Origin of the sequence: Microvirga antarctica (genome assembly GCF_017921815.1) — a bacterium.
GTDB classification, from domain to species: domain Bacteria; phylum Pseudomonadota; class Alphaproteobacteria; order Rhizobiales; family Beijerinckiaceae; genus Microvirga; species Microvirga antarctica.
In genome coordinates this window covers 195,572-212,343 of sequence record NZ_JAGEMM010000006.1, presented here as the reverse complement: position 1 = coordinate 212,343, position 16,772 = coordinate 195,572, and the positions used below count along the sequence as shown (strand labels likewise).

At 65.1% G+C, this 16,772-nt stretch carries 11 protein-coding genes; 2 read left to right on the top strand and 9 right to left on the bottom strand.

Annotated elements, in window-relative coordinates; translation table 11 throughout:
* Positions 1-6 precede the first annotated feature (6 nt).
* From J4G32_RS17555 to J4G32_RS17540, 4 genes are all read right to left on the bottom strand, one after another.
* Positions 7-1,299 carry an adenylosuccinate synthase gene (locus J4G32_RS17555; protein WP_210496808.1) on the bottom strand — a complete coding sequence of 431 codons (1,293 nt, stop codon included), beginning with the start codon at positions 1,297-1,299 and terminating at the stop codon, positions 7-9.
* Between the two features lie 141 nt (positions 1,300-1,440).
* Positions 1,441-2,304 carry a type 1 glutamine amidotransferase gene (locus J4G32_RS17550; RefSeq protein ID WP_210496807.1) on the bottom strand — a complete coding sequence of 288 codons (864 nt, stop codon included), beginning with the start codon at positions 2,302-2,304 and terminating at the stop codon, positions 1,441-1,443.
* Between the two features lie 93 nt (positions 2,305-2,397).
* Entirely contained in the window at positions 2,398-3,990 is a 1,593-nt protein-coding gene (serA, locus tag J4G32_RS17545; protein WP_210496806.1) for a phosphoglycerate dehydrogenase, read from the bottom strand.
* Between the two features lie 172 nt (positions 3,991-4,162).
* Positions 4,163-5,335, bottom strand: coding sequence for a phosphoserine transaminase (locus J4G32_RS17540; RefSeq protein ID WP_210496805.1), 1,173 nt, complete (start codon positions 5,333-5,335; stop codon positions 4,163-4,165).
* A gap of 224 nt (positions 5,336-5,559) precedes the next feature.
* Here J4G32_RS17540 and J4G32_RS17535 point away from each other — a divergent pair, with 224 nt between their 5' ends.
* Both J4G32_RS17535 and J4G32_RS17530 read left to right on the top strand, forming a co-directional pair.
* Entirely contained in the window at positions 5,560-6,828 is a 1,269-nt protein-coding gene (locus J4G32_RS17535; RefSeq protein ID WP_210496804.1) for an efflux RND transporter periplasmic adaptor subunit, read from the top strand.
* Between the two features lie 76 nt (positions 6,829-6,904).
* A complete protein-coding gene (locus J4G32_RS17530) occupies positions 6,905-10,042 on the top strand; it encodes an efflux RND transporter permease subunit (protein ID WP_210496803.1) in 3,138 nt (1,045 codons plus the stop codon).
* 12 nt (positions 10,043-10,054) lie between these two features.
* Here J4G32_RS17530 and J4G32_RS17525 read toward each other — a convergent pair whose 3' ends face one another.
* From J4G32_RS17525 to ybgF, 5 genes are all read right to left on the bottom strand, one after another.
* The gene (locus J4G32_RS17525; RefSeq protein WP_210496802.1) at positions 10,055-10,759 is read right to left on the bottom strand and encodes an outer membrane protein; all 705 of its coding nucleotides are present in this window, start codon (positions 10,757-10,759) and stop codon (positions 10,055-10,057) included.
* A gap of 150 nt (positions 10,760-10,909) precedes the next feature.
* Positions 10,910-12,286 carry a phosphoglucosamine mutase gene (glmM, locus tag J4G32_RS17520; protein ID WP_210496801.1) on the bottom strand — a complete coding sequence of 459 codons (1,377 nt, stop codon included), beginning with the start codon at positions 12,284-12,286 and terminating at the stop codon, positions 10,910-10,912.
* A gap of 271 nt (positions 12,287-12,557) precedes the next feature.
* On the bottom strand, positions 12,558-14,477 hold the full coding sequence (ftsH, locus tag J4G32_RS17515; protein ID WP_210496800.1) for an ATP-dependent zinc metalloprotease FtsH: 1,920 nt from the start codon (positions 14,475-14,477) through the stop codon (positions 12,558-12,560).
* Positions 14,478-14,637: 160 nt separating this feature from the next.
* Positions 14,638-15,711: a tRNA lysidine(34) synthetase TilS gene (gene tilS, locus J4G32_RS17510; protein WP_343232674.1), complete on the bottom strand. Its 1,074-nt coding sequence runs from the start codon at positions 15,709-15,711 to the stop codon at positions 14,638-14,640.
* A complete protein-coding gene (gene ybgF, locus J4G32_RS17505; protein ID WP_210496799.1) occupies positions 15,683-16,654 on the bottom strand; it encodes a tol-pal system protein YbgF in 972 nt (323 codons plus the stop codon). Before ybgF ends, tilS begins: the two co-directional genes overlap by 29 nt.
* Positions 16,655-16,772: the final 118 nt, after the last annotated feature.

Genomic DNA, 16,772 nt, shown 5'->3' with positions numbered 1-16,772 from the left:
CTGCCGTCAACCCTCAAAGGGGTTCTTCATGAGAATTGTATCGTCCCGCTGTGGCGAGGTCGACAGGACGGCAACCGGGGCCCCGATCAGTTCCTCGATCCGGCGAACGTACTTGATGGCCTGCGCCGGAAGGTCGGCCCAGGACCGCGCGCCGGCGGTCGAGCCGGTCCAGCCTTCCATTTCCTCGTAGATCGGTTCGACGCGGGCCTGAGCGCCCTGGCTCGCCGGGAAATAGTCGATCTTCTCGCCGTCGAGCATATAGCCGACGCCGATCTTGATCGTCTCGAAGCCATCCAGGATATCGAGCTTGGTGAGCGCGATTCCGTCGATACCGGAGGTGCTCACCGTCTGCCGCACGAGCGTGGCGTCGAACCAGCCACAGCGGCGCTTGCGCCCGGTGACAACACCGAACTCCTTGCCCTTCTGGCCGAGGAGTTCGCCGACAGCGTCAAACAGCTCGGTCGGGAACGGTCCCTCGCCGACGCGGGTCGTATAGGCTTTGGCAATGCCCAGCACGTAGCCGACGGCGCCCGGGCCGAGGCCGGAGCCGGTGGCCGCCTGGCCCGCGACGGTGTTGGAGGAAGTGACGAACGGATAGGTGCCGTGATCCACGTCGAGAAGCGCGCCCTGCGCGCCTTCGAACAGGATGCGCTTGCCGGCCCGCCGCTCGCCATCGAGCAGCCGCCACACGGCGTCCATATACGGCAGCACCTTCGGGGCGACGGAAGAGAGTTCGTCGTAGATCGTCTGCGGATCGAATTCCGGCAGGCCGAAGCCGCGGCGCAGCGCGTTGTGGTGGGTCAGCAGGCGCTCGATTTTCTCGGGCAGCGACGGCAGGTCGGCCAGATCCATCAGCCGGATGGCGCGACGGCCCGCCTTGTCCTCGTAGGCCGGACCGATGCCCCGCTTGGTGGTGCCGATCTTCGTGCCGGCACTGCCGCTCTCGCGCAGGGCGTCGAGTTCCCGGTGGATCGACAGGATCAGGGTCGCGTTCTCGGCCACGCGCAGATTGTCGCGGCTGATGGCGACACCCTGCGAGGCGAGTTGGTCGACTTCGGACGCGAGCGCATGCGGATCGAGCACCACACCGTTGCCGATGACCGACAGCTTGTTGGGACGCACGACGCCCGACGGCAGCAGCGACAGCTTGTAGACCATGTCGCCGATGACCAGCGTGTGGCCGGCATTGTGCCCGCCCTGGAACCGTACGACCACATCCGCCTGCTCGGACAGCCAGTCGACGATCTTGCCCTTGCCCTCGTCGCCCCACTGGGCGCCCACGACAACCACATTCGCCATCGCCTCAAGCCTCGCATAAAAAAACCCCGGCGCAAGGCCAGGGTTGGGGTGGAAAAACCTTGCAAACTCTCTTGGTGGATCAGGCGGGTGAGGTCAAGCCGGAATGACCCGCAGGCTCACCGAACGCTGTGGCGAGAGGTCTCAAGCCCGTCCCCGCGCGCTTTTTCCCGGCTTTACCCGATGGTGGATGAAATTGGCGATCTCCCGTGTGCGACGGGACGAATCGAGCACCTCGGCGTCGATTCCGTGGCGCCAGGCGAGATCCGCGCGCTGCCGGTCTTCCTGCAATGTCGCAAGGTCAGCCACAAACGCGGCCGCATCACTTTCCGTGCGGCAAAACCCTTCCGCAACCAGGATTGCCTTGCGACGGTCGAGGATGACGGCCAGTTCGCCGAGGCTGAATTCCGGATGATACTGAACGCCCCAGAACGTGCCGCCCGCATGGCGGATCTCGGCCGCCTGCACGGCCGACACGCGGTTGGAGGCGAGCACTGTGCAATCGGGCGGAGGGACGCTCACCATGTCGAGATGGATGGCGGGCGCATCGTACGCGTCGGGCCTGCCAGCAAGCATCGGATGCGCCCTGCCCGCCTCGGTCGGCACCAGGCGGCGGGCGAAGCCGACCTCGCGGCCGAGCGGGTTTTTCTGCACGTCGCCTGCGGCCGCAACGGCTGCAATCTGCAATCCCCAGCAGGAGCCGAAGGCAGGTGTGCGCGAAGCATAGACGGCGCGCATGAGATCGATCTGCGACAGGATGTCGGGCGTGCGATCGTAGATGCTCAGATGCGAGCCCGTCAGGACAATCCCATCATAGGATTCAAGCCCCGCTTTATCCGGCAAATTGGCGCCGGGATCCGCCGGAAATGCCAGATCGCAGACGGTGTCGGGATCGATCCTGCTCAGAACCGCGGCGTAGGATTCCGACGGCATCTGGCCGAACGCCGCCTTGTGGATGTCGCGCGCGCCGCGGGTGTTTCCCTCGATCACCAGAAGTCTCAGCCCCATGACGCCTCTCGTCTCAATCGTTCAAGAACGCGCCATTCTCGCCAAATCGGCCCGCCTTGTCACGGCGGGCCGACATCAGCGCGAGCGACGGCCCTAGAAGCGCACCGAGCGGGCACGCTTGACCTGCGGGATCTCCTCGATCTTGCGCAGCAATTCGTCGGAGACCGGCTGATCGACCGACACGAAGCAGATGGCGTCGCCGCCTGCATGGTCGCGGCCGAGCGCAAAGGTCGCGACGTTCACGCCGGATTCGCCGAGGAGCGTTCCGAACCGCCCGATGAAGCCGGGCTTGTCGTCGTTGCGCACGTAGATCATGTGCGGGGCGAATTCCGCGTCAACGGCGATGTCGCGGATTTCGATGACACGCGGCTTTCCGTCCTGGAACACAGTGCCGCCCGCATGCCGCGACATGTCGTCGGCCTGGACGATGATGCGGATGAAGCTTTCGTAATCCCGCACCGCGCTCTCGCGCTTGACCTCCTCGATGGTGATGCCGCGCTCGCGCGCCACGATCGGGGCCGACACCATGTTGATGTCCTGCAGGAACGGCCGCAGCACGCCTGTCACGGCAGCCGACGTGAGCGCGCGCGTGTTCATGTTGGCGACCGCGCCCTCGTATTCGATGCGGATGCCCTTGATCGGCGCTTCGGTCAATTGGCCGAGGAACGAGCCGAGCTTTTCAGCAAGCGCCACGAACGGCTTCAGGCGCGGCGCCTCTTCGGCGGAGATCGACGGGAAGTTCACGGCGTTTTGGATCGCGCCCTGCAGCAGGTAATCGGACATCTGCTCGGCGACCTGCAGCGCCACGTTTTCCTGCGCTTCCGTGGTGGCTGCCCCCAGATGCGGGGTGCACACCACGTTGGGATGGCCGAAGAGCGGATTGCTCGTCGCGGGCTCCTCCACGAACACGTCGAACGCCGCGCCCGCCACATGGCCGGAATCGAGTGCCTCGCGCAGCGCTTTCTCGTCCACCAATCCGCCGCGGGCGCAGTTGATGATGCGCACGCCCTTCTTGGTCTTGGCGATGTTCTCGGCCGAGAGAATGTTCTTCGTCTTCTCGGTCATCGGCACGTGCAGGGTGATCACGTCAGCGCGGCGCAGCAGGTCGTCGAGTTCCACCTTCTCGACACCGATCTCAATCGCCCGCTCCGGCGACAGGAACGGATCGTAGGCGATGACCTTCATGCGCAGGCCGATGCCGCGTTCGGCGACGATCGAGCCGATATTGCCGCAGCCGATGACGCCCAAGGTCTTGGCGGTAAGCTCCACGCCCATAAAGCGGTTCTTCTCCCACTTGCCGGCCTGCGTGGAGGCATCGGCCTGCGGGATCTGGCGGGCGAGCGCGAACATCAGCGCGATGGCATGCTCGGCCGTGGTGATGGAATTGCCGAACGGCGTGTTCATGACGATCACGCCCTTCGCGGTAGCGGCGGGGATCTCCACATTGTCGACGCCTATGCCGGCGCGGCCGATCACCTTCAGCCGCTTGGCCTGCTCGAGGATCTTGGCCGTCACCTTGGTGGCGGAGCGGATCGCCAGGCCGTCATACTCGCCGATAACGGCCGCCAGCTTGTCCTTGTCCTTGCCGAGGTCGGGCTGGAAATCGACGTCGATGCCGCGATCCTTGAAGATCTGCACGGCGGCGGGCGAGAGGGCGTCGGAAATGAGAACGCGTGGTTTGGTCATGGACTTGATCCTGTGCCTTGAGGCGCTCTGCTCATCAATGGCAGGACTGCCGGATCGACGATCCGGCGTCCTGTGAGCGGCGCATGGTTTGAAAGAACGATCAAAACGTCTGGGCAGCCGGGGCGACACTGTGCATCCACCCGGTCGCCCTGACGGGCGTCGATCAGATCGGCTAGGCGGCTTTCGCGAGCTTCGCCTTTTCCTGCGCGAACGCCCAATCGAGCCAGGGCGTCAGAGCCGCAAGATCGAACGCCTCGACGGTCGCGCCGCACCAGATGCGCAGGCCGGACGGCGCATCGCGATAGGCGCCGATGTCGAAGGCAACACCTTCCTTGTCGAGCGCTGCCGTAATGCCCTTTGCAACCTGGGCGACCGCATCGGGTCCCTTTGCGACCACTTCCGGATCGGCGATCACCAGGCACACGCTGGTGTTGGACGCCGTTGCGGGCACTTTCGCCAGATTGGCGATCCACGGGGTACGGGCGACCCAGTCGTGGATGACCTTGGCGTTGGCGTCCGCCTTGGCGGTCAGGCCGTTCAGGCCGCCAATCCCTTGCGCCCATTCCAGCGCATCGATGTAATCCTCGACGCACAGCATGGAGGGGGTGTTGATGGTTTCGCCCTCGAAGATACCCTCGATGAGCTTGCCGCCCTTGGTCATGCGGAAGATCTTCGGCAGCGGCCAGGACGGCTTGTAGGTCTCAAGCCGTTCCACCGCGCGCGGCGAGAGAATGAGCATGCCGTGCGCTGCCTCGCCGCCCAGCACTTTCTGCCACGAGAAGGTCACCACATCGAGCTTTTCGAAATCGAGGCGTTGCGCGAAAGCCGCAGAGGTCGCGTCGCAGATCGTCAGGCCTTCGCGGTCGGCGGCGATCCAGTCGGCATTCTCGACGCGAACGCCGGATGTCGTCCCGTTCCAGGTGAAGACCACGTCGCGGGTCTTGGTGTCGACCTTCGCAAGATCGGGCAGGAGGCCGTAATCGGCTGTCGTGATACGCGCATCGTCGAGCTTGAGCTGCTTTGCCACATCCGTGACCCAGCCTTCGCCGAAGCTTTCCCAGGCGAGCATTTCAACCGGACGGGCACCGAGCATCGACCACATGGCCATCTCGACAGCGCCGGTATCGGATGCGGGCACGATGCCGATACGATAATCGGCCGGCACGGCCAGAACTTCACGCGTCAGGTCGATGGCGCGCTTAAGCCTCGCCTTGCCGATCTTCGCGCGATGCGAGCGGCCGAGACTGTCGGTCTTGAGAGTGTCGAGGGACCATCCGGGGCGCTTGGCGCAGGGGCCGGAGGAAAAGTAAGGCGAGCGCGGACGCGCTGCGGGCAGATCAATCATTGCATCCATCCTTCCAGATGGTTGCCCCTCGGTGGGGAGGGGTTTCCCGCCGACCGGTATGCCGAATGGGACCCCGGGCGTCAAGGTGAATCCCTCCGAGGGCAGGCCGCGCCGTCAGATTACGAAATCGTAATACAAAATCTCGTGTGCACTGCGGTATGGTCGCGCTCCCTGGCACATCTTGTGCTAGGACCCTTACGAGATTTCGACTTCAAGGAGCGAGCATGCGTGTGTCCGGACAGCTCGCTGTCATTGTCGCGCTGGGGGCAGCAGGCTTTGGCGGCTGGTACGCCTACCAGGGCGGGTACCTGGCCAATGTGCCAGTCGTGGGCACCTATCTGGCAAAATCCGCACCGCAGGCGGCGACCGCCGGACGCGGCGGCCGTGGGGGTCCCACGGGTCCTGCAACCGTTGAGGTCGACACCGTCAAAACAGGTCGGGTGGTCGAGATCCGCGAGTCCGTGGGCACCGTCCGTGCCTTCGAATCCATCACGGTGACTGCCAAAATAGCAGGCATCATCAACGAAATCCGGTTTGACGAAGGTCAGCTGGTCAAAGCCGGCGACGTTCTCGTGCAGCTGGACGCCGACGAGCGCCGCGCCGCCATCGAACAGGCGATCGCGGAAGCCAACCGCGCCATGGCGTTGAAGAACGAAGTCGCCATCAAGCTTGACCGGGCCATGGCGCTGAACAAGACCGGCGCGGGCACGGGCGCCCAGGTCGATGACCTGACCGCGCAGGTAAAATCCCTCGACAGTTCGCTCGCTTCGGCCCAGGCCCAGCGCAAGGCCGCTGAGGCGCGGCTGGAGGAACTCACGATCCGCGCGCCCTTCGCCGGCCGGGTGGGTACCCGATCGGTGTCGCTCGGCGCCTACATCTCGCCCGGCACCCGCATCACCTCGCTCGACGATCTGTCCAAAGTGCGCCTCGACTTCTCGGTGCCGGAAAACCTGCTCGGCAGCCTGAAAGCGGGCCAGACCGTCAACGCCACTTCGGCAGCCTATCAGGGCCGGGTCTTCAAGGGCGTGGTGTCGACCCTCGACACCCGCGTCGACCAGACGACGCGCACCATGAAGCTCACGGCCGAGTTCACCAACAGCGACGAGGCCCTCAAGCCCGGGATGTTCCTGTCTGTCGGCCTCGAGGTGACGACGAAGGAAGATGCCGTCCTGATCCCGGAGGAAGCCATCGTCAGCGAGGGGCTTCGGCAGCTCGTCTACCCGGTCAAGGACAACAAGGTCGGGCGCCGGGTCATCCGCATCGGCCAGCGCCAGGCCGGCAAGGTCGAGGTGCTCGAAGGCCTGAAGCCCGGCGAGTCCATTGTCGTGCTCGGCGTGCAGCGCGTGCGCGCCGGCGCGGAGGTGATCACCCGGCCGGTCGGTTCCGCGCCGCCGGTGCAGCCGCTTCCGGCCGCCAACCGGGAACAGCCGTCGCGCAGCTCGCTCAACGTGCCGCAGGCCATCGGCAGCGCGGTTGCGGCCGAACGCAAGTAACGTCCCGTCTGGGACGGGAGCTAACGCCTATTCGCCTTGTCTTTGCGCGTCGCCTTGAACCGGATCGAATCGAGCCATGCAGGTTTCCGACATCTTCATCCGCCGTCCGGTTTTCGCCGTCGTCGTCAGCCTGTTGCTGATCGTGGGCGGGCTGGCGGCGCTGATCAATCTCCCGGTGCGCGAATATCCGAGCGTCGACAAGCCCGTCGTCTCGGTCTCGACCATCTATCGGGGCGCCTCGAACGAAGTCATCGAGAGCCGCGTCACCGAGGTGATCGAGAGCGCTGTGGCAGGCATCGAGGGCATCAGCCAGATCAGCTCGCAGAGCCAGAACGACCGCTCGTCGGTCTCCATCGAGTTCGATGTGGCGCGCAATCCGGAAGCGGCCACCTCGGATGTCCGTGATGCGGTCTTTCGCGTGGTCGGCCGCCTGCCGGCCGGCGTCGACCAGCCGGTGATCCGCAAGGTCGACGACAACGCCTCCGCCATCATGTGGGTGACAGTCACCTCGACGACCTATGACGCGCTCGAGCTCAGCGACTTTCTCAAGCGCGTCTATGTGGACAGGCTCTCCACGGTCGATGGCGTTGCAAACGTGTATCTCGGCGGCGAGCGCCGCTACGCCATGCGCATCTGGGTCGATCGCTCGGCGCTCGCGGCGCGCGGGCTGACCGTTCAGGATCTCGAGAGCGCTATCAAGCGCCAGAATGTCGAGCTTCCCGGTGGCCGCATCGAATCCGAGCAGCGCGAATTCACCGTCAAGACGGATTCGCGTCTGGCGACCCCGAGCGACTTCCAGCAGGTGATCGTCTCCAACAAGAACGGCTATCTGGTCCGCCTCGGCGAAGTGGCGAAGGTGGAAGTCGGCGCGGAGGATACGCGCTTCGAGTTCTACGATTCGGGCCGCACCGCCATTGGCCTTGGCATTGTCCGGCAATCGACCGCCAACACCCTGTCGGTGGCTGACGGCGTCAGGGCCGAGCTTGAAAATCTCAAGGGATCTCTCCCCGCGGGAACCCGCGCGGATGTGTCCTACGATGAGAGCCAGTTTATCAGCGCATCGATCAACGGCGTGCTGCGGACCTTGGTGGAAGGGCTGATCCTGGTCATTCTCGTGATCCTGATCTTCCTGCGCGACTGGCGCTCGACGATCGTCGCCATGGTGGCGATTCCGGTCTCGATCACCGCCGCCTTCATGGTGATGAGCTATTTCGGCGCCTCCATCAACGTGCTCACGCTGCTCGCCATCGTGCTGGCGATCGGCATCGTGGTCGACGACGCGATCGTGGAAATCGAAAACGTTCACCGGCGCATCGAGGACGGCGAACCGCCGTTGCTCGCCTCCTTCGATGGCGCGCGCGAGATCGGCTTTGCGGTCATCGCGACGACCGCGACCCTGATGGCGGTGTTCGTGCCGCTCGCCTTCATGACGGGCAATACCGGCAAGCTGTTTCGCGAGTTCGCCATCACGCTCGCGGCCGCCATCTTCTTCTCCGGCGTCGTCGCCCGCACGCTCACACCGATGATGTGCTCCAAGCTCATGGTCCCGGCCCATGGCCGCATCCAGCTCATGACGGAGCCGTTCTTCACCGGCATGAACAATGTCTACCGCCGTATTCTCTCGACGGTTCTGAAGGCGCCGCTCGTCATCCTCGCCATCGGTTTCATGGTGTCGCTCTCGGCCTTCGGTCTGTTCCAGATCATTCCGAAAGAATTCTCGCCCACGGAAGACCGTGGCGCGATCATCATCCGCATCGACGCCCCCGAAGGCGCCAGCCTCGACTATACCCGCGAGCGCGTGAAGGAGGTCGAGCGCGAGCTGGTTCCCTACCAGGAGCGCGGCATCATCGCGTCGGTCACGAGCCAGGTCGCGCCCGGCTTCGCCCGGCCTTCTCCCGTCAATGCCGGCATGATCATCGTGCGCCTCGTGCCCTGGGACCAGCGCACCATGAAGCAGCAGACGCTCACGCAGGAGCTCTACGGCAGGGTCTCGAACTTCCCCGGCGCGCGCGCCTTCCCGGTCAATCCCGGCTCGCTCGGCCAACGCGGCAATTCGCAGCCGATCCAGTTCGTGCTCGGCGGCCCCGACTACAACACGTTGCGCGACTGGCGCGATCTGGTGATGCAGAAGGCGCAGGAGACCGGCCTCTTCCTCAACATGGATTCGAACTACAAGGAATCCCAGCCCGACATCCGCGTGCAGATCGATCGTCAGCGCGCCGCCGATCTCAATGTGAGCATCGAGGAAATCGGCCGCACGCTCGAATTGATGTTCGGCGAAACGGAGATTTCCACCTTCGTCAGCCGTGGCGAGGAATATCCGGTGATCATTCGCGGCCGACCGGAAGACCGCGCCTCGCCGAACGATCTCACCAACACCTTCATCCGGTCCGGCGCCGGCGATCTGGTTCCCCTGTCGGCCTTCGTGAAGCTGACGGAATCGGCAGCACCACAGACCTTGAACCGGTTTGACCGTCTCCGCTCGATCACCATCCAGTCGTCGTTGCGGCCGGGCGTGTCCATCGGCGAAGGACTGGCGGCGCTGGAACAGATTGTGGAGCTCAACCTGCCGGCCGAAGCCCGCATCGGCTACACCGGCGTGTCGAAGGATTTCCGCGAATCCTCGAACGCGATCTACGCGACGTTCGGCATGGCGCTCCTCGTCGTCTTCCTCGTTCTGGCGGCCCAGTTCGAAAGCTGGATCAACCCGTTCATCATCATGCTGACCGTGCCGCTCGCCGTCACAGGCGGCCTTGCGGCGCTGGCGCTGACCGGACAGACGCTCAACATCTACAGCCAGATCGGCATGATCCTGCTCATCGGCCTGATGACGAAAAACGGCATCCTCATCGTCGAGTTTTCCAATCAGCTGCGAGAGCGCGGATATTCCGTGCGCGATGCGGTCATCGAGGCCTCGGTGATGCGCCTGCGGCCGATCCTGATGACGTCGATCGCCATGATCGGCGGCGCGATCCCGCTCGCCTGGTCGACGGGTGCCGGCGCGGAAGCGCGAAACGCCATCGGCACGGTCATCGTGGGTGGCGTGACGCTCTCCACCCTGCTGACGGTGCTGGTGGTTCCGTCGATCTACCTGCTGCTCGGCGGGTTCACCAAGCCTGCCACCTATGTCAGCGAGTTGCTCGACAACCTGCGCAACCAGACGGGCCTGCGCCCACATGGTGAGGCACCGCCCAAGGTGCACCCAGCGGAATAAGGCGCGCCCGCTTCAATCAAAGAGGTAGCGCGCACCGATGCGGAACTCGTGCGCGCCGGACTGGCGCGGCTGGACCGGCATGGTCGCTGCAAACTCGGTCGTGGTGGCGCGCGTGTAACGGTAGCCGAGATCGATCTTGAGCTGGGTCGTGATGTCGAAGGCGACACCGCCCATCAGGGCCCAGGCCAGAACCGTGTCGGCCTGTGAGCCGCGCCCGCCGATGAAGCGCTCGCTCGTGGAGAACGAGATGCGGCTGATCCCGATACCCGCCCCCAGATAGGGGGTGATGCCGCTCCAAAGCGGCAGATCGATATAGCCATTGAGCAGAAGGGTCGTGGAATCCGCTTCGTACCGGTCATGAGCGACGGTCCCGAGCGCGGACAGGCGCGTCCCCTTGAAGGCGGCTTCAAAACGGTGATCCACCGTCACATCGGTGCGAAACCAGGGCGAGACCTGATAGCCGACGCCGACGCCCAGCATCGCGCTGTCGCCGAGTTTGCCGTTCACCAAAGACGAAAACAGACCATCACCGGGATCGCGCGACCGGCGCGAGGCAATGGCCGAGACCGCGCCCACATCGCCGCGCAGGTACCAGCCCGACCCCAGCGCCTCGTCCTCATCGTCGAGGATCGGCGCCGGCGGCAGGTCGGCGGCCGCTGCCGGGGAGACGGCAAGGCCAAGCGTAAGGGCCGCAAGGGCGAGGATCGGCAGGCGCAAGGCGGACAGCTCCCGGTGGCTGGCGAATCAGCGCCGCGGGGATGCCCGAGCGCCGTCACCACCACCGTAGAGGCGCCGGGTTAAGTGCCTCTTAACTGTAAATTCCACGGCCGATCCGGCATGGTTTGCAGACCGTTAAGCGCGCCTGCCTCAGGCCGCGCCCTTCAGCGACGCCTCCGATGAGATCTGGCTTGCGGCACGGGTGACCGCGTCCACCACGTCATCCACCACACTGTTGACGACGTCGCCGTTATCGCCCTCCGCCATCACGCGGATCACCGGCTCGGTTCCGGACGGGCGGATCACCAGACGCCCGTTGAGCCCCAGCCGCTCCCGACCGGCCTCGATCGCCTTGATGACGCCCCCGTCGAGAAGCGGCTTGCCGGCCTTGTAGCGGACGTTCTTGAGGATCTGCGGCAGCGGCTCGAAGCAGTGGCAGACCTCGGAGACCGGCTTGTCGAGCCGCTTGACCACGGCGAGCAACTGGAGGGCCGCAATCAGCCCGTCGCCCGTGGTCGTGTAATCGGACATGATGATGTGGCCCGATTGTTCGCCGCCCAGGTTGAACCCGTGGGTGCGCATGTGTTCCAGCACATAGCGATCGCCGACGGCGGTGCGGATGAGATCGAGGCCGAGGCCGCCGAGGAAGCGCTCAAGGCCGAGATTCGACATCACTGTCGCCACGATCCCCGGCTGCGTCAGGCGGCCATCCTCCTGCCACGAGCGCGCAACGACGCCCATGAGCTGGTCGCCATCGACCTTCTGGCCCTTCTCGTCGACGATCAGCACGCGGTCGGCATCGCCGTCCAGCGCGATACCGATGTCGGCGCGCAGCTCCCGGACTCTCGCGATCAGCGTATCGGGCGCGGTGGAGCCGACCTCGTGATTGATGTTGAAGCCGTTCGGCTCGACGCCCACAGAGACCACTTCGGCACCGAGCTCCCAAAGGGCTGCCGGCGCGACCTTGTAGCCGGCGCCGTTGGCGCAATCGACCACGACCCGCATGCCTTCCAGATCGAGCTGGCGCGGCAGGGTGCGCTTGGCGAATTCGATGTAGCGCGCATCGGCGCTTTCGATCCGCTTGGCCCGGCCAAGCGACGCGGAGCCGGACAGCCTTTGGGCCATGTCGGAATCCATCAGCGCCTCTATTTCCATCTCAACCTCGTCGTTGAGCTTGAAACCATCGGGACCGAACAGCTTGATGCCGTTATCCTCATAGGCGTTGTGCGAGGCGGAGATCATCACGCCCAGATCGCAGCGCATCGAACGGGTCAGCATCGCGACCGCGGGCGTCGGCATGGGGCCGAGCAGGAGCACATCCATCCCTACCGACGTGAACCCCGCCACCAGGGCGTTCTCGATCATGTAGCCCGAGAGCCGCGTGTCCTTGCCGATGATGACCCGATGCCGGTAATCGCCGCGCTGGAACATGAGGCCAGCCGCCTGGCCGACTCGCAGGGCCAGGTCCGGCGTGATGACGCCGTTGGCCCGACCGCGGATTCCATCCGTCCCGAAGTATCTCCGCACGTGGCGTGCTCCCCATTTCGTTGCGCCAGCCGGCGCCATTGGCTTGTCAAAGCAACCTCAAAGAACCGGGTCAAGGTGTGAACGGATCGAGGAGCCGGTTTGATGGCATTTGGCCATCACAAGTCATAATCGATTGTTACACCGGGGCTTCAGCCACTTCCATGGAGATTACGAGGTCTTCCATTGGGGGGTGCCGCGCCGGCCCGGCACAGGAAAACGCCCGCCTTTTGGGCGGGCGTTTTGATGATGAAGGCAAAAGGATACGTGCCGATTAGGCCTGCGGCTGCGGTTCCATGCCGCCGCCGGTTTCCCGGGGCTTGCCGCGGCCGGCGGTCGGGACGGCCGATCCGCGGGGCGACGAGACGCTGTCGCCGGTATCCCGGATCGGCGGCTGGCCGTCGATCAGGTTCTTGATCTCGTCTCCGCTCAGGGTCTCGTATTCGAGCAGGCCCCTGGCCAGCGCCTCGAGATCCTTCTGCTTCTCGGTGAGAATCCGGCGGGCATCGATCAGGCCGTCTTCCACGAGGCGACGCACTTCCGAATCGATCTTCTGGGCCGTCGATTCCGAGATGTTCTGCTGGCGTCCCATGGACATCCCGAGGAAGACCTCTTCCTGGTTCTCTCCATAGGCGACCGTGCCGAGTTCGGGCGAAAAGCCCCAGCGCGTCACCATCATGCGGGCAAGCCGGGTGGCCTGCTCGATATCCGACTGCGCGCCGGACGTGACCTTGTCCTTGCCGAAGATCATCTCCTCGGCGATGCGGCCGCCCATCATGATGGCCAGACGCGAGGTCATCTGCTCGTAGCTCATGGACAGCTTGTCCCGCTCGGGCAGCTGCATGACCATGCCGAGGGCCCGGCCGCGAGGAATGATCGTCGCCTTGTGAACCGGATCCGTCGCCGGGACATTCAGCGCCACGATCGCGTGGCCGGCCTCGTGGTAGGCGGTCAGGCGCTTCTCATCGTCGGTCATGACGAGGGTCCGGCGCTCCGCACCCATCATGACCTTGTCCTTGGCGTCTTCGAACTCGCTCATGGTGACGATCCGCTTGCCGCGGCGGGCGGCGAGCAGCGCGCCCTCGTTCACGAGGTTCATCAGGTCGGCGCCCGAGAAGCCGGGCGTTCCGCGGGCGATGACCTTGAGGTCGACGTCCGGTGCCAGCGGCACCTTGCGGACGTGGACGCGCAGGATCTTCTCGCGACCGACCACATCCGGATTGGGGACCACGATCTGACGGTCGAACCGGCCCGGACGCATGAGCGCGGGGTCGAGGACGTCAGGGCGGTTGGTGGCAGCGATAATGATCACGCCCTCATTGGCCTCGAAGCCGTCCATTTCGACGAGCAGCTGGTTGAGGGTCTGCTCGCGCTCATCGTTGCCGCCGCCGAGACCGGCGCCGCGATGGCGGCCGACCGCGTCGATTTCGTCGATGAAGATGATGCAGGGCGCGTTTTTCTTGGCCTGGTCGAACATGTCACGCACGCGGCTCGCGCCGACGCCGACGAACATCTCGACGAAGTCAGAACCCGCGATGGTGAAGAACGGCACATTCGCCTCGCCCGCAACGGCGCGCGCCGTCAAGGTCTTGCCCGTTCCGGGAGGACCGACGAGCAACACACCGCGCGGAATGCGTCCGCCGAGGCGCTGGAACTTCTGCGGGTCGCGCAGGAACTCCACGATTTCCTGGAGATCTTCCTTGGCCTCGTCCACGCCGGCGACGTCGTCAAACGTGACGCGACCATGCGCCTCGGTCAAAAGCTTCGCCTTGGACTTTCCAAAGCCCATGGCGCGGCCAGCACCGTTCTGCATCTGACGGGACATGAAGACCCAGGCGCCGATAAACAGCGCGATCGGCAGGATGTTCATGAGAAAGGCAATGAACCACGGGGTGCTGTCCGATTGCGGACGCGCCGTGATCTGCACGCCCTTCTGCTGCAGCTTGCTCACGAGCGACGGGTCGCTGGGAGCATAGGACGTGAAGGTGCGCCCATCCGAATAGGTGCCGCTGATCTCCGGACCGGCGATCACCACATTGGTGATGCGCCCGGCATCGGCCTCGCTCAGGAGCTGGCTATACGCAATATCGCTGCCGCCGCCGCGTTGGCCGGGACTCTGGAACAGGGTCACAAGCGCCAACACCAGCAGGAAGATGACAACCCACAAGGCGAAGTTGCGAAAATTTGAATTCATTTTGATCAGGTTCTGCCCCAGAGGGAGATAATGCGCTCGGGATAACGGTCCCGGCACGGCTCAGCGTATTGAAACTCAATGTAGGCACGACGGCATCCCTTGCCAAGGGAATGAGGCGTGCATGCGGCGTGATCTTCCGAGACACGGCTAAGAGAGATGGCTAACGCCCGCGCCGCCGCGTTTCTTCGGGCAGGACGGTCAATCTCCCGTCCCGGTTGAGAACCAGGACCGCGCCCCAAAGACTGGTTTTCAGGGCCTGTTCGGCGTGTCTGGCGGTGCGCAGATGGGTCGTGCAGGTTTCCAGCCGCTGGAGACGCCCCGTATGCAGGTCCATGCCCACTGCCGCCAGCGCCTTGGCCAGCACCCGGACGGCGATGTCGAAAGGCTCCGCCACAAGGACCGACCCGTCGAGGGACAGGCCCTGAGGACCATGGTCAGGCCCGGCGCGGCCATAAGCCTCGGCCGCCTTGGCATCGAGAGCGTCTTCTGCCCGCGCGAGACGAAACGCCAGCGATGCAAGGCGCCGGGCAGTCAGGCCTTCCTCGGCCAGAACCGGCGCGACCCTGCGCCATCGGACCCGGGCGAAGCGCTCGTCTGCATTTGACGGATCGGTCACGAAGGCCCAGCCCTGTTCCTGGCAGAGCGCCACCAGAGCCCGCTTCTCGCAGCCCAGCAAAGGCCGCGCATGGCGGATGCCGTCGCGATCGCGCTCAGGCCGCATGCCTGCAAGTCCGGTCAGCCCCGACCCCGCTGCCATGCGCATGAGAAGGGTTTCGGCCTGATCGTCGAGCGTGTGGGCCGTCACGAGATGCGAGGCGCCCCGGGCCCGGGCGCAGTCCACGAGAAGGGCGTAACGGGCAGCGCGGGCCTTGTCTTGAAGGCCAGTGCTCGGCTTTGCGCCCTCCCAGGCGAGTTGGACATGGGGAAGACCCAGTGCCTCTGCCTGCAGCCCGACCCAGGCGGCCTCGCGGGCGGATTCCGAGCGCAGGCCATGGTCGACGGTCGCCACGAGGATCGGGACAGGGGGGAAACGCTGATTCCAGCGGGCCAGCAGATGCATCAGGGCAACGGAATCGGGGCCGCCCGAGACAGCCGCAACGATACCGGACGCGGTCTTCAAGGGGGAAAAAAGCCGGTCGAGTCCGGCAACAGAGGCATCGATCACGCTGTCTGCAGGGGGGCAGGCCATCAGACCCGCCGTCTCGTCACGCGCAGCGCGCGCGCTTCTGCTCACGCTCGGACCCCTGTCGGATGCCGGGGGCTGCCTGCGGATACTTCCGGTCGAGTTCGGCAAACACCGCGCAGGCCCGGTCGCGCGCGCCCAGACCGTTGAGGGCGACGCCGAGCTTGAGAAGCGCGTCGGGCGCCTTGGCGGCGCTCGGATGATCGGTGGAAATGGTCAGAAACTGCTCGGCCGCCTCGCGGAAGCGGCTGCGCTGAAGATAGGTCTCGCCCAGCCAATAGGAGGCCTCGGGCACGAGACGATCGCGCGGATTGGATTGCAGAAATCGCCGGAAGCCCATTTCCGCCTGCTCGTACTGGCGCTGCGTCAGGTAGGAATAGGCTATCTCGTACTCGGCACGCGGATCGCCGGCGCTGGTCGCCGCCACACTGGAACCTGGCCGGGGCACGGAGGATGGGCGAGGAGCGGACGCAACCGACGCCGCATTGCGGCCTGCCGGATTGAGATCGAGCGGCGCACCGAGTTCGGCCTCGTCTTCCTCGATCAGCCCGCCGATGCCCGTGGGATCGCTGCCCGCGACGGTACGACCGGCTTCAGGCTGGACGGAAAGCGGCTGAGAGGCCTGGGTCGATCCCAGGGGACGGGGAGCGCCGGGCGCGTCCGGCGCGACGGACGGATCGAATAGATCGCTGCGGCGTCCGGGCTGGGCTGGGGTGGCTGCCGGCGCAGGACGGGACGGAGTGGTCGTGGACGGGGCAGCCTTGCCGCCGCCGCGGGATTCCTGGAACCGGAACTCCACGTCCTCCTGGAATTTCCGCACCTGCTCCTTGAGCTGGCGATTTTCGTATTGAAGCTGCTCGACCTGCCCCGACATCTGTCGAAACTGGCCCTCGAGGCGGTTGAGACGCACGATGGCGTCGGCCGCGTCCTGCGCGAGCGCAGGCGCCGCGAAGGCGGTCAGAAGAAGAGAAAGGGCAATCAGGCGACGAAGCATGTTGGATACCGTATGGGTCCGAGAGACCGTGCCGATAACACATAAGCGCCGCCGCGGCGACATTGTGGCGGAGGACGCTCTGCTTTCATCCGACAGGGAGAAAGCCGTGGCAAGGCCG

Bases quoted from the DNA above. Each gene is read 5' to 3' on its own strand.
- ftsH (WP_210496800.1), bottom strand. From the start codon at position 14,477: ATGAATTCAAATTTTCGCAACTTCGCCTTGTGGGTTGTCATCTTCCTG.
- serA (WP_210496806.1), bottom strand. From the start codon at position 3,990: ATGACCAAACCACGCGTTCTCATTTCCGACGCCCTCTCGCCCGCCGCC.
- J4G32_RS17550 (WP_210496807.1), bottom strand. From the start codon at position 2,304: ATGGGGCTGAGACTTCTGGTGATCGAGGGAAACACCCGCGGCGCGCGC.
- ybgF (WP_210496799.1), bottom strand. From the start codon at position 16,654: ATGCTTCGTCGCCTGATTGCCCTTTCTCTTCTTCTGACCGCCTTCGCG.
- J4G32_RS17530 (WP_210496803.1), top strand. From the start codon at position 6,905: ATGCAGGTTTCCGACATCTTCATCCGCCGTCCGGTTTTCGCCGTCGTC.
- J4G32_RS17535 (WP_210496804.1), top strand. From the start codon at position 5,560: ATGCGTGTGTCCGGACAGCTCGCTGTCATTGTCGCGCTGGGGGCAGCA.
- J4G32_RS17555 (WP_210496808.1), bottom strand. From the start codon at position 1,299: ATGGCGAATGTGGTTGTCGTGGGCGCCCAGTGGGGCGACGAGGGCAAG.
- J4G32_RS17540 (WP_210496805.1), bottom strand. From the start codon at position 5,335: ATGATTGATCTGCCCGCAGCGCGTCCGCGCTCGCCTTACTTTTCCTCC.